This is a genomic window from Chryseobacterium sp. P1-3 (assembly GCF_000738495.1).
GTDB classification, from domain to species: Bacteria; Bacteroidota; Bacteroidia; order Flavobacteriales; family Weeksellaceae; genus Chryseobacterium; species Chryseobacterium gallinarum.
The window spans coordinates 838,277-852,323 of sequence record NZ_JPEQ01000007.1; the positions used below are offsets into that span (position 1 = coordinate 838,277).

Sequence of the window (14,047 nt, forward strand, 5' to 3'; positions counted from 1 at the left end):
TTTTCAATAATACATTAAGTGGCAAAATCTTAGTGTCTTGCATTTTCCAACAAAGGATATATTCTTTAAGTTTTTTAATTAAAATTTGAAAGCGAAGTTGGCCAGGATTTCCCTTGGTTTCTGTGGCTGACCATAGAAATTCCAATAGGTCTGATTAAGGGCATTATTCATCTTCAGGCCAATTCTGTATTTTTTCTTATCATAGAAAATAGTGGCTCCCACTGTAGTGTATGACGGTGCCAGAAAATGATTGGTGATATTAATGTAAGTTTTATCTACAAAATTAAACCCAGCACCGAAACCTAGTCCTTCATAAGTTCCGTCAAGAATCTTGTAGCTTGTCCAAAAATTAGCTACATGTTTGGGTGTCCATGCACTTCTTTTTCCGGCATCCCTGCTTCTGTCATCAAATTTATTGTCATTATATCCATATCCTGCGATGATATTCCATCCTTTAACCGGATTAGCTACAACATCTATTTCAAACCCCTGATTCTTAATATTTCCATCCTGGAGATAAAGGCCTGAAATTCCTGACGGATCTGCGATCAGACGGTTTTTGATTTTCATATTATAGTAACTCACCGTTGTTAAAAGCTTTTTACCGAATAGATCTACCTTAAATCCGGCCTCAAACTGATTTCCTTGCTCCGGTTTATATTCAATAAAGGTATTCCCGCTTTTATCCCTGGGGTCCCGGGTAGGTGCTACGTTTTTAAATCCGTTTACATAATTGGCAAAGAATGAAATTTCATTTTTGATGATCTCATACACCAAACCGAACTTCGGAGCAAATTGAGTTTGTGTATATTTTCCTTTTCCTTCCACTCCATTTGTAATGATATTGTTATTTTTATAGTTATCCATCCTTAAGCTCGCCATCACCAATAGATGATCTGTAATATTAAGAACATCGGATGCGTATACACTGAATGTGGTTACTTTATTGACATCATACATGGTTCCGCTTCTCGGAAGCCTTTTAATGACATCCCTTGATATGGAAGTCCATGGAGAACTGTCATCCAGCATTACAATATCATTTCCTTCAGGTGTACCATAGCTATCTGTAAAAACTCCATTTAACGGATACGGGGCAAAAACGGATGAGCTGCTTCCCACCTTAAACATCGGGTACTGATTTTTACTTGTCTGCTGGAAATAATCTATTCCCACTACCAGGCGATTTCTGAGCTTTCCGATTTTAAAATCTCCGATAAAATTTTGTTGAATATTATCAGTCGTTATTTTATAACTATCAAAAGGCCGTATGCTTCTACTGACTGAATTGTTATTCAAATAGTTTAAAACTAAAAATATGGCTTCATTTTCATTTGCTTCCCCTCTTTGATAAGATGTTCTGGAAGTCCACCGGTCGTTTGAACTTATGAGTTACTTCGGCCATAGTTACAAAGTTGGTTCTTTTTGAACCGATATCATTACTGGTGAATGATCTGTCATGAGCCCCGGCAAGATCCTTCATGGAACGAAGTGTTAATTTTTCAGACTGCCTTACATAGGCATTTAGTGTTTTTTCCGGGGCATGGAATTCGGTATCCAGTGTTACTGTTGTTTTATCACTTACTTTATACAGGATGCTTCCTGAAAAAAACACTCCTTTGTTGTAACCGGCATCCTGAAAAGAGTCCTGGGAATATGCCGCCACATTGAATCTTGCCAATGCTGTTTTCTCTTTATTTAAAGGGGTATTTACATCTGCTGTAATCCTGTTCATTCCCCAGCTTCCTGTGGTATAACTGATAATTCCACCGAAATTTTCCTGTGGCTTTTTGGTGATCACATTCACTACACCGCCATAATTGGCCAATGTTCCCCCAAATAAGGTTCCTGATGGCCCTTTAATTACTTCTACTCTTTCAATGTTTGCTATTTCTGACTGGACTCTGGGATTTTGTGTTAATCCATTTCTAAAACTGGCATTTGAACTGAATCCCCTTAGGAAAATATCATTTCCATTATCGTTGACACTGTTATTCACCACTACTCCGGGAGCAGAAGCCATGGCTGTATTAAAATCGATGGCACTCATTTCACTGATGATTTCCTTTGGAACCAGGTTATACACCGTGGGATTTTCCAGGTTTTCTAAAGGAAGTCTTGCTATTGATTCTGATTTCTTCGTTCTGTAATTCTGGGTTACCTTAAGGGATACGGATTGGATTTCAGCTACTTTAATGGTATCGGCTTCCTGAGCCCATAGCATGGTTACTGCCAATAAAGATGCAGAAATAATAGTTTTTTTCATTTTATAATTAAGCTTAGTGTCGCTAAATTAATTTATTTTTATTGATTCTAAATAAAAACATGATGGAAATCATAAAATTTCACGCTAAAAAAGGCCATAAATAAAGGGTTTTCGGAAATCGAAAACCCTTTATTTATTATTGAAGTTATTTTTAATTAAACATTCAAGCATCCTGTATAATTATCAATGATTCATCTATATTACCGCACCTACCATCATAGACATATAATAATTGCCACAATGTAATGCAGTGATTAACAGTATTTCTTTATTGGGAAGTGTTTCAAAATGTTCAGTGGTAATTATTTGATATTCATAATTCATCAGTTTCCATGACAAATTGGGCTTCAACACCAAAAGCTCAATTCCTTCCTGATCCGTAAGTACAAATGAATCTTTAAAAACACCTCTGTGCTTGAAAACATAGCCATTTTTCATTCCGTTGAAACTGGTTTGAATGACAATTTCTCCAGTCCAGTTCATCCTGAATTTCAGGAGTACCTGCTCTCCATTCTTTAATTCAATAGTGGTTCCCCAAAAACCTTTTGGCTCAATCTGATAGCGTTGATGTTCTGCAGTTTCAATTTCAGCATTAAATGTAAACCAGCTTTTATAAGTAAGGCTTCCAACTAATTGGCTGCTTTTTGTGATTTCAAAAGATAAAGAGTTGTTTGATTTTACGTGGTATTCTGCCATGGTTATTTTTTGATTGGGTGGAATTTTTATCAGTTTTTAAATCGCATTAACATTTTGAATTTTAACGCTCTAATTTATAAATAAATTGCAAAAAAAAACAACATGGAAGGCATTACTTAATTTTGAAGATATAATCATTTTTTATTTTATCAGAATTTTCATTCAATTCTTTAATGGTATACACCTTATCATCAATTTCAATACTGGCAATCCTCCAGTTCCAATGATAATTATGCGCTTTTTCAACCCGCATAGTAGATTCAGGTCCCATTTCCACTGTAATACTGGTACTATCAATTTTTATTTTTTCCAGTGATTTAATATTTTTTTCTCTTTTAAAAAAGTCTTGGGTTCACTACATCATCTATGTAATTGAAGCTAAATCTTCCATAGGTGTCTTTTTCCAAAGAGTTTACAATATTTCCGAGATAATTTATTTTTATTATTTTTTTAGTCCCGGTTAAATTCTGAAGGTAAAAATCGGTGGGGATGGAACATCCTGATAATGTAAAAAGAAAGATAAAAGCAATAAACGAGGTTAAGAATTTTCTGGTTATAATCATGATGTTTTTATTGAGCTAATAAACTTTTTAAATATAATAAAAATCCAAATTCCAGGTAATATAGTTTCACACAAGAATTCTTTGACAAAGTATAAAGGAAGAGAAATACCAAACAAACAAAACCCAGCAAGAAAGCTTGCTGGGTTTATTATATTTACTTTTATCCGAATTACATCGTCTCCATTTTGAAGCTCATGCTTTCGATTACTTTTAAGATTGCTTCCACAGTGTCCATTGATGTTAAACAAGGAACTCCATTCTCTACACTCATTCTTCTGATCTGGAATCCGTCTCTTTCGGCTTGTTTACCTTTAGTAGTTGTATTAACTACATACTGAACTTTTCCTTTCTGGATCAGGTCGATCAGGTTTACATCCTCTTCTCCGATTTTGTATCCGATTTTGCATGGGATGCCTTTTTCTTCAAAGAACTTCGCAGTACCTTCCGTAGCCCATATTCTGAATCCTACTTCATGGAATCTTGCTGCAAGAGCTGCTGCTTCTTCTTTATGCTTATCGGCTACCGTAAACAAAATGGATCCATGCATCGGAACTTTTCTTCCTGCAGCAACAAGACCTTTATAAAGTGCTTTCTCCAGCGTTGTATCTTTCCCCATAACCTCTCCTGTAGACTTCATTTCCGGCCCCAGGGATATATCTACTTTTGTCAGCTTTGAGAAAGAGAACACAGGAACTTTCACAAATACTCCTTCTTTGTTTGGAACCAGACCGTTTTTATAACCAAGATCTGCCAGCTTCTGTCCTAAGATTGCTTTCGTTGCAAGGTTGGCCATCGGAACGTCTGTAATTTTGGATAAGAAAGGAACTGTTCTTGAAGACCGCGGATTTACTTCGATTACATACACATTGCCCTCGAAAAGAACGTACTGGATATTCATTAATCCGACAACATTCAGTCCTTTTGCTAATCTTTGGGTGTAATCAACCAGCGTGTCGATTTCGCTTTGAGAAATATTCTGTGGCGGATACACTGCAATAGAGTCTCCGGAGTGAACCCCAGCTCTTTCGATATGCTCCATAATTCCGGGGATTACTACAGTTTCACCGTCGCAGATGGCATCTACTTCGATTTCTTTTCCTACCATGTATTTGTCTACCAAAACAGGGTGCTCAGGACTTGCATCTACTGCATGTTCCATGTAATGAGCCAGTTCTGATTCTCCATATACAATCTCCATTGCTCTACCTCCTAAAACGTAGCTTGGACGCACCAATACCGGGTACCCGATTTCATTGGCAATTTTGATGGCTTCTTCTTTTGAGGTGGAAGTTCTTCCTTTTGGTTGAGGAATACCAAGTTCCTGAAGTGCTTTTTCGAATTTATCCCTGTTTTCAGCTCTGTCAAGGTCTTCCAGTGAAGTTCCTAAGATCTGTACTCCGTGAGAAGCTAATTTATCTGCAAGGTTGATGGCAGTTTGTCCTCCGAACTGTACCACCACACCTTTAGGTTTTTCAAGTTCGATGATGTTCATTACATCTTCTTCCGTCAATGGCTCAAAGTATAGCTTATCAGAGATGGAGAAGTCTGTAGAAACTGTTTCAGGATTATTGTTAATGATAATCGCTTCGTAACCCATTTCTTTAATTGCCCATACCGAGTGAACTGTTGCATAGTCAAATTCAACTCCCTGCCCGATTCTGATAGGTCCTGAACCTAAAACGATGATCTTTTCTTTATCTGAGACAACACTTTCGTTTTCTTCTTCGTAGGTCCCATAGAAATATGGTGTTTCGCTTTCAAATTCAGCAGCGCAGGTGTCTACCATTTTATATACCGGCATTACCCCGTTTTCTTTTCTGAAGTTGAACACTTCACGTTCTGTTACCTCCCAGAGAACTGCGATATTGATATCTGCGAAACCTAATCTTTTAGCTTCAATTAAAGTTTCTTTATCAAATTTATTAGCAGCAATTACTTTTTCAAAGTCAACCAGTTTTTTCAGTTTCCAGATGAAGAATTTATCAATTTTACTCCATTCTACGATTTGTTCCCAGTCGTATCCTCTTCTCAAAGCATCTCCGATGATGAATAGTCTCTCATCATCACACACCCTGATTCTTCTTTCAATTTCTTCATCAGTAAGGGCCTGGGCCTGCTTGGTTTTTAATCCCAAATGTCTGATTCCTGTTTCCAGTGAACGGATTGCTTTCTGTAAAGATTCCTCAAGGTTTCTTCCGATCGCCATTACTTCTCCTGTTGCTTTCATCTGAGTGGAAAGCCTTCTGTCTGCTGTTTCGAATTTATCGAATGGGAATCTCGGGAATTTAGTCACCACATAATCCAGGGCAGGTTCAAAACATGCGTATGTTTTTCCTGTTACCGGGTTCATGATTTCATCCAGTGTTAATCCTACTGCAATTTTCGCAGCAATCTTTGCAATCGGGTATCCTGTTGCTTTACTTGCTAACGCTGATGAACGGGAAACTCTCGGGTTAACCTCAATGATATAGTAGTTGAATGAATGTGGATCCAACGCTAACTGTACATTACAACCTCCCTCAATTCCCAAGGCTCTGATGATCTTAAGAGAAGCATTTCTCAGTAACTGATATTCTCTGTCTGAAAGCGTCTGAGAAGGTGCTACTACGATAGAGTCTCCTGTGTGAACTCCTACCGGGTCAATATTTTCCATGTTACAAACTACAATGGCGTTGTCGTTTGCATCACGCATTACTTCGTATTCTATTTCTTTGAAACCTGCAATTGATTTTTCGATAAGACACTGGGTAACCGGGCTGTGCTTTAATCCCAGCTCAGCAATCTCCTTCAATTCGGCTTCTGTGGAAGCAATACCGCCTCCCGTTCCTCCCATGGTAAAGGCAGGACGAACAATGACAGGATACCCGATTTCATCAGCAAAGGCAAGTGCTCCTTCTACTGTATTTACAATATCAGATTCAGGAACCGGTTCATTCAGTTCTCTCATCAGCTCACGGAAAAGGTCTCTGTCTTCTGCTCTGTTGATCGCAGAAAGCTTAGTTCCCAATACTTCTACTTTGCATTCTTCAAGAATTCCTGATTTTTCCAGTTCTACCGCCATGTTAAGTCCTGTTTGCCCTCCGAGTGTCGGCAATAATGCATCGGGACGTTCTTTTCTGATGATGTGGCTTACAAACTGTAATGAAATCGGCTCGATATATACTTTATCTGCGATTTCCACATCCGTCATGATCGTTGCAGGGTTTGAGTTAATCAAAATTACCTTGTAGCCTTCTTCTTTCAGAGACAGACAAGCCTGCGTTCCTGCGTAATCAAATTCAGCTGCCTGACCGATGATGATAGGTCCTGAACCGATTACTAAAATTGTTTTTATATCGTTTCTTTTCATAGGGGTTTAAAATGTAACAATTTATCAATCTAACAGTGTAACAATGTTACTGCCCGTTTTCATTTGATAAACTTGTGCTTAAAATTTTATAAATAATCTTTCCAATTTCTATAATCTGTGTTTCCAAATTTTCATTAAATGGATAACTTTGAGAGTGTTTACACAGGTATAACCAATATTTTGTTTCTTCAAGCTCTTTAGCGGCAATTTTTGACTTTATTCACAAAATCTTTTTTACTGTATGGATTTTGTGCTTCAAAAGAATTTGCACCAATACTTGTTCCGGAACGTAATAATTGTTTAGCAATAATAAATTTCTTTTTACTTTCCAATAATTCACAGTACTCTATAATATCTAATGAGAACTTAACGGTTTTTTCAATTAAAGGATTGTTTTCGAAATTGATCATTTTAATTATTGTTAAACTGGTACATTTTTAAATTGGTACATTAAATCAATGAACTCATCAAACAGGTAGTTTGCATCTTCAGGACCTGGACTTGCTTCAGGGTGGTACTGAACAGAGAAGCACGGGTGGACTTTGTGTCTCAGACCTTCGTTTGTCCTGTCGTTCAGGGCTATGTGAGTTTCGATAAGGTCTGTTCCTTTTAAGCTTTCCTGATCTACGGCATATCCGTGGTTTTGGGAAGTGATGGCTACCCTGTTTTTTTCTAAATCCAGTACCGGGTGGTTTCCTCCCCTGTGTCCGAATTTTAATTTAAATGTTTTTGCTCCACAAGCAAGACCAATCAGCTGGTGTCCTAAGCAGATTCCGAAGATTGGAACTTTTCCTAATAATCCACGGATCATATCTAATGCGTGTGGTACATCTTCCGGATCACCAGGGCCATTTGAAAGCATGATCCCATCCGGGTTCATCAACAGGATATCTTCAGCGGTAGTATCCTGGGAAACTACAATAATATCACAGTTTCTTTGAGATAATTCCCTGATAATTCCCAATTTTGCCCCGAAATCTACCAACACCACTTTGAAACCTCTGTTTGGATTGGCGTAAGGCGTTTTAGTGGAAACTTCTTCCACTTGATTGATCGGGAAGCTGGTTGATTTCAATTCTGCCGCAACAACATTTTCATCAGCATCAGCATTCACGATTTTTCCTTTCACTACTCCGTGGTTACGAAGAATTCTTGTCAGTCTTCTTGTGTCAATTCCTGAAATTCCTGAAAGGTTTTTTCTTTTTAAATAATTCATCTAAAGTGATCTGAGTACGGAAGTTGGAAGGAAGATCGCAAAGTTCTTTTACGATAAGCCCTTTGATTGCCGGCTCGATACTTTCATAATCATCACGGTTAATACCATAATTCCCGATAAGCGGATAGGTCATACAAACTATCTGACCACAATACGATGGATCAGAGATCAATTCCTGATACCCAGTCATTCCGGTATTGAAAACTACTTCTCCTGCAGTTTCCAATTCAGCTCCGAAACCTTCTCCATGAAACACTTCACCGGACTCCAGTATTAATTTTTTCTTCATTTTTTCTATTTAGATTTTCTTTTTTATTAACAGGTCGCCTCTACGAGGCTTTTTATTTTTTCAAGGGTTTCTTCCGTTGTTATGAACAGGTCGCCCCTACAGGGCTTCCAATTGTTGTCTTCATTTATTTACCATGGATTTCATCCTTGGCTATTAACAGTCGCTCCTACGGAGCTCACCATACTTTTACCCTGGCTCTTTTATTTAAAGGTAAACCCTTTCTCTTCCAGGGCTTCTTTCAAAATAGCCATTCTGGCGAAGACGCCGTTCTGCATTTGTTTGAACACTCTTGATCTTTCGCATTCTACCAGATCAGAATCTATTTCCACGCCCCTGTTGATAGGTGCCGGATGCATGATGATTGCTTCTTTTTTTCATGGCTTTTTCCCTCTCTTTGGTCAGACCATATCTTTTGTGATATTCTGAAGCGGTAAAACTCATTGCTGCATCATGTCTTTCATGCTGGATTCTTAACAGCATCAGAACATCCACTTCAGCAATTAGTTCATCTACTGACAGATATGTTCCGTTGATTAAAGCTCCTTCATCAAACCATTGTTCGGGTCCTGAGAAATATACTTTTGCTCCCAGCCTTCTTAGTGCTTCTGCGTTGGAATTGGCTACACGGCTGTGTTTCACATCCCCTACAATTCCTACTTTCAGTCCTTCAAATTTCCCAAACTCCTGATAGATGGTCATCAGATCCAGCATACATTGTGAAGGATGGTTTCCCGTTCCGTCACCGCCATTGATTACAGGAATCTTTATATTCTTCAATTCTTCAAAATACCTGTCTTTTTTATCCCGGATCACCACCAGGTTTACCCCCAGGCTTTCAATCGTTTTCACTGTATCATACAGGCTTTCCCCTTTATTTACGGAACTGTGTGAGGCATCAAAAGGCACAACCTGAAGACCTAATCTTCTTTCTGCAATATCAAAACTTGTTTTTGTTCTTGTACTGTCTTCGAAGAAAAGGTTTGAGCAAAAAAACTTCTCCTTCAATTTTAGCAGTTTTACCGTTTGCAAAAGCCAGGGCTTCTGTCAGTATACTGTTGATTCTCTCGGTGCTTAGTTCTGTAATCGTAAACATAATTCTTATTTTTGGGCATAAAAAAAGCGAAGACAACTATCTTCGCTTAATAACAATAAATATCGTAAAGGGCGCTTTCGCCCGGTAAGTCTAATGATATAAATGCTTTTTTATTCATTAGGTGCAAAGATACAACAATTTTAGAAACCCACAAAAATTAAATTTAAAATAAATTAAAAACTTCAGTATTTCCTTATTCTCATTTAAAATTAATATTTTTGTTAAAACTCAAATTTACCCTATGGATTTAAAAGACAAAATGATTCTCAGTATTATTCAGGAAGACTCTACTTTATCTGTGAAAGAAATTTCAGAAAAGATAGGTCTTACCTTTACTCCCACCTATGAGCGGATCAAACAACTGGAGAAACAAGGAGTCATTGAAAAATATGTAGGTCTTTTGAACCGTGAAAAACTAGGCCTGAATATTATTGTATATTGTAATGTACGTCTTAAAGAGCAATCCAAGAAAGTACTGGAGACCTTTGAGAAAAACATTTCAAAATACGACGAAGTTCAGGAAATCACCAGCTTATCAGGGGAATATGATTATATGCTGAAAATTATCGCAAAAGATATCAATTCCTATAATGAGTTCGCTGTAAGTGTAATTTCCAATCTTCCTAACATCGGGCAATACCACAGCTCTATTGTGCTTCATGAGGTGAAAAAGTCTACCAAATTTAAAATCGATCTGGAATAGCTTAATTATATATCCCGGAACTGTTTGACTTCTTGCAGGAAATCTTTCTTAATTGTGCCTCATTTACCAACCGCTTTCATTCTCTAAGTACCTTATCTTATTAAAAAAAGCAAAGACACAAAGAAGTTCCGAAACTTAAAGCACTAAGATCATCTTTAAAATTTCCGGCAGCATATTAATCCTGATATTCAACTATATCCAATAATTTTAAATCAATCATCAAATTCAAAGAGCAGAGTAAAATCTAACCATTAAGATCACTTAAGCAGGTAAGATTTATTAAGATTAAGGTTTCACAACGAGTGTGTAAGACAGTATTAAAGTAATTTTAAAACGCTGTACAATTTCACCTAAGTATTTTTACATCTTAATGGTTCAGATTCTAACCCAATAATTTGTTCTTCAGTTTATTGAACTGATACTCTATTTTATCCAGACAAAGATTGCCGATGCTTCCCTGGTGAGTGTGATCCAGGTTACCCGGCTCAAAGTCAAACTCATTATTTTCAATTTCCTGTCCTACTTTTATATAGGCATCACGAAATGAACTGCCATTTTTCACTTCTTCATTGATCTTTTCCACACTGAACAGGTATTTATATTTTTTATCCTCAAGAATTCCGTCTTTAACCTGAATATTAGGTAAAGTATAACTTAAAATTTCCAGGCATTCTTTTAAAGAATCTATTGCCGGAAAAAGGATTTCCTTGGTAAGCTGTACATCTCTGTGGTATCCTGAAGGAAGGTTATTTGTCAAAAGGATCAGTTCATTGGGAAGAGCCTGGATTCTGTTGCATCGTGCCCGGACCAGCTCAAAGATGTCCGGATTCTTTTTATGGGGCATAATGCTGCTTCCCGTTGTAAATTCTTTGGGAAAACTGATGAAATCAAAATTCTGATTCAGATACAGGCATACATCATAGGCAAATTTACCAAGCGTTCCCGCTAAAGCAGCCATTGACATTGCCAACAACTTTTCCGACTTTCCGCGGGTCATCTGAGCGTACACCGAATTATAATTCATCGACTGAAAGCCTAGGTTATACGTAGTACTTTCACGATTAATCGGGAATGAGGAACCATATCCTGCTGCTGATCCCAGCGGATTTTTATTGATGATATTCTTTACCGAAAACAACATTTCCACATCATCCAAAAGCGCTTCCGCATAAGCCCCGAACCACAATCCGAATGATGAAGGCATCGCAATCTGCAAATGCGTATATCCAGGAAGCAACACATTTTTATGCTGATCCGCCAGCTGAATCAGGATCTGGAAAAATTCATCAGTAAGTATTGTAATCTCACGGATCTCATCCAGCAGATACAGCTTGATATCCAGTAAAACCTGGTCATTTCTGGATCTCGCTGTATGAATTTTCTTTCCTGTATCGCCAAGCTCTGCAATCAGGATTGCTTCTACCTGAGAATGGATATCCTCAGCTTCTTTATCAATTTCAAAACTGCCTTCTTCAATTTTATTTAAAATAGTATTTAACACAGATAGCATCTGTTCTGATTCTTCATGGGAAATAATCCCGGTTTCTGACAACATTTTGCAATGCGCCATTGAACCTTTAACATCATATTTTGCTAAACGCTCATCAAAGTCAAGATCCTTTCCTACCGTAAAGTTATTGACTAATATATTGGTGGCCAGGTCATCCTTCTGCCATATTTTTTTTCATATGTAATTCTCTATTTTTCTAAGGTTATATGTAATCACCATTTCCATCTTCATTGTTATTATAAAATTCTTAATGGTAATTCATAAAACGGGTTGAATATTGTCCGGTTTTGACATGCCCGGCAGAGCATCCTTATTATTAACTATAAAAAAAACATTTCCTCATTTAAAGTCTTCATTTCTAATCTTCATTTTTGCATAAATCCTTATTAAAAACTAAACCTTTTGCCTGCCGGGCAGAATCAAAACATATATTAGATATCCAGATTCAGATGTCAGACACCAGATTCTTTATTTGTCATTATTTCTGATGCCTGATCTCTGATATATCTCTATAACACTTTTTCCAAAATCCGGATATAGATATCAATTCCTTCTTCTATCTCACTGATATAAATGAATTCATCTGCCGTGTGGGAGCGCCTACTATCACCCGGACCTATCTTCACCGAGGTACATGGAATGATAGCCTGGTCTGAGGAAGTAGGCGAGCCGTAAGTCGTCCTTCCTATCTCCAATCCGGCCTGTACGAACGGGTGTTCCATTTCAATTTTTGAAGAATTCAATCTGAAAGACCTTGCAGTAAGAGTTGATTTCATTTGGGATTGAATGATCTCAAAAGCTTCCTTATTGGAGTATTCATCCGTTACTCTTACATCCAATGTAAAGCTACAAGACTCAGGCACCACATTATGCTGGACGCCGGCATGAATCCCCGACAAGGTAATTTTAACATCGCCCAGATATTCTGAAACCTTTGGAAATTTAAAGTTTAAAATATGCTGCAGATCCTGCATGCATTTTACAATTGAATTATCATCATTAGGATGAGCAGCATGAGAAGGAGTTCCCTTCATTTCCCCATCTATCACAAGCAATCCTTTTTCTGCAATCGCCAGATTCATCTGCGTGGGTTCTCCTACAATGGCGAGTTCTATATTAGGAAGCTGTGGAAACAAGGCCTCAATTCCGTCAAAACCTGAAATCTCCTCCTCTGCTGTCAAAGCAATAACTAAATTATATTGTAAATCTTCTTTATTATAAAAATGTAAAAAAACCTGAGCCATAGAAACCAATGATGCACCTGCGTCATTGCTTCCCAACCCATAGAGTTTTCCATCTTTTTCAACCGGTACAAACGGATCCAGTGTATAAGCTTTATTAGGTTTTACTGTATCATGGTGGGTATTCAGCAAAACAGAAGGTTTAAATACATCAAAGTGCTTATTCACGGCCCAGATGTTATTTTTAAAACGTTTTGTCGGGACCTGATGTTTCATGAAGAATTTCTCAATCTCTACCGATGTGTTGAATTCATCTTTGCTGAATGAAGGAATTTCAATCAGATTTTTCAGCAATTCAACTGCATTATTCAACAGTTCTTCTTTATTATAAACAGATTTCAGTTCCTGCATGATGATTTTCTATATGATTTTTCAGCTCGGTTTCTTTAATCAGAAACACTTTATCTACATTATTTTTTATTGCTCCAATGGCGTTTTCCAGCTTGGGTAAAATTCCTTTATGAAGTTTTCCTTCCTGTTTCAACACTGCAAATTCTTCTTCAGAAACAGTTCTGATCACAGATTCCGGATCATTTATATCTTCCAGGACACCTTCTTTATCAAAACAATACAGAAGCTCAACTTCATACTTCTCTGATAAAGCCTGAGCTATCACAGAAGCAATGGTATCTGCATTGGTATTGAACAGATTTCCTTTTTTATCATGTGTAATGGCAGAAAATACAGGAACAAGATCCAGTTTGATCAATTTAGAAAGTAATTTTTTATTGATACTTTTCTTATTGATATCTCCTACATATCCGAAATCAATTTCAGGATGTTCTCTTTTTTTAGCCTTGATCAAATTCCCGTCGGCACCGGAAAACCCTATGGCATTACATTTTTTCTGCTGCAGTTTTTCAACAATATTCTTATTGATTCCACCTGCATAAACCATCGTTACAATATCCAACGTTTCTTTATCGGTAATCCTCCTTCCGTTGATCATCTTTTGCTCGACACCCAGCTTATCAGCCAATGTTGTTGCCAACTTACCTCCACCATGCACAAGGATCTTTTTGCCTTTAATTCCGGAAAACTGATCTAAAAACTGATCCAGTAATCGTTCATCATCAATGAGCGCTCCGCCTATTTTTATGATGTATATTTTCTGTTTCATC

At 37.4% G+C, this 14,047-nt stretch carries 12 protein-coding genes and 2 pseudogenes; 1 reads left to right on the forward strand and 13 read right to left on the reverse strand.

The window, feature by feature from the left end; all coding sequences use genetic code 11:
- Positions 1-78: 78 nt before the first annotated feature.
- The 10 genes and pseudogenes from HX13_RS24265 to HX13_RS12335 all read right to left on the reverse strand — a co-directional run bounded on the left by HX13_RS24265 (position 79) and on the right by HX13_RS12335 (position 9,472).
- Positions 79-1,389, reverse strand: a complete 1,311-nt coding sequence (locus HX13_RS24265) for a TonB-dependent siderophore receptor (RefSeq protein ID WP_316931309.1) — start codon at positions 1,387-1,389, stop codon at positions 79-81.
- A complete protein-coding gene (locus HX13_RS24270; protein WP_238555278.1) occupies positions 1,331-2,266 on the reverse strand; it encodes a TonB-dependent siderophore receptor in 936 nt (311 codons plus the stop codon). Before HX13_RS24270 ends, HX13_RS24265 begins: the two co-directional genes overlap by 59 nt.
- Before the next feature lie 195 nt (positions 2,267-2,461).
- Positions 2,462-2,962: a hypothetical protein gene (locus HX13_RS12310; protein WP_050021304.1), complete on the reverse strand. Its 501-nt coding sequence runs from the start codon at positions 2,960-2,962 to the stop codon at positions 2,462-2,464.
- Between the two features lie 112 nt (positions 2,963-3,074).
- Complete coding sequence (locus HX13_RS22530; protein ID WP_238555279.1) at positions 3,075-3,239, reverse strand: hypothetical protein; 165 nt, start codon at positions 3,237-3,239, stop codon at positions 3,075-3,077.
- Positions 3,240-3,297: 58 nt separating this feature from the next.
- Positions 3,298-3,525, reverse strand: a complete 228-nt coding sequence (locus HX13_RS12315) for a hypothetical protein (protein WP_050021305.1) — start codon at positions 3,523-3,525, stop codon at positions 3,298-3,300.
- Positions 3,526-3,694: 169 nt separating this feature from the next.
- Positions 3,695-6,874 (reverse strand): carbamoyl-phosphate synthase large subunit, encoded by a 3,180-nt coding sequence (gene carB, locus HX13_RS12320; protein ID WP_050021306.1) that lies wholly within the window; start codon positions 6,872-6,874, stop codon positions 3,695-3,697.
- Between the two features lie 46 nt (positions 6,875-6,920).
- Complete coding sequence (locus tag HX13_RS26045; protein ID WP_316931310.1) at positions 6,921-7,094, reverse strand: four helix bundle protein; 174 nt, start codon at positions 7,092-7,094, stop codon at positions 6,921-6,923.
- Entirely contained in the window at positions 7,072-7,284 is a 213-nt protein-coding gene (locus tag HX13_RS26050; RefSeq protein ID WP_316931293.1) for a four helix bundle protein, read from the reverse strand. Before HX13_RS26050 ends, HX13_RS26045 begins: the two co-directional genes overlap by 23 nt.
- An 11-nt stretch (positions 7,285-7,295) precedes the next feature.
- Positions 7,296-8,379 (reverse strand): annotated as a pseudogene (locus tag HX13_RS12330) (carbamoyl phosphate synthase small subunit).
- A 200-nt stretch (positions 8,380-8,579) separates the two neighbouring features.
- Positions 8,580-9,472 (reverse strand): annotated as a pseudogene (locus HX13_RS12335) (aspartate carbamoyltransferase catalytic subunit).
- A 241-nt stretch (positions 9,473-9,713) separates the two neighbouring features.
- Between HX13_RS12335 and HX13_RS12340 the strand changes: the two are divergent.
- Complete coding sequence (locus HX13_RS12340) at positions 9,714-10,175, forward strand: Lrp/AsnC family transcriptional regulator (RefSeq protein WP_050021307.1); 462 nt, start codon at positions 9,714-9,716, stop codon at positions 10,173-10,175.
- A gap of 382 nt (positions 10,176-10,557) precedes the next feature.
- Here HX13_RS12340 and argH read toward each other — a convergent pair whose 3' ends face one another.
- The 3 genes from argH to argB all read right to left on the reverse strand — a co-directional run bounded on the left by argH (position 10,558) and on the right by argB (position 14,046).
- Positions 10,558-11,853 (reverse strand): argininosuccinate lyase, encoded by a 1,296-nt coding sequence (gene argH, locus HX13_RS12345; protein ID WP_050021308.1) that lies wholly within the window; start codon positions 11,851-11,853, stop codon positions 10,558-10,560.
- Positions 11,854-12,194: 341 nt separating this feature from the next.
- Positions 12,195-13,277 carry a M20 family metallo-hydrolase gene (locus HX13_RS12350; RefSeq protein ID WP_050021309.1) on the reverse strand — a complete coding sequence of 361 codons (1,083 nt, stop codon included), beginning with the start codon at positions 13,275-13,277 and terminating at the stop codon, positions 12,195-12,197.
- Complete coding sequence (gene argB / locus HX13_RS12355) at positions 13,252-14,046, reverse strand: acetylglutamate kinase (RefSeq protein WP_050021434.1); 795 nt, start codon at positions 14,044-14,046, stop codon at positions 13,252-13,254. Before argB ends, HX13_RS12350 begins: the two co-directional genes overlap by 26 nt.
- Between the last annotated feature and the right edge of the window lies 1 nt (position 14,047).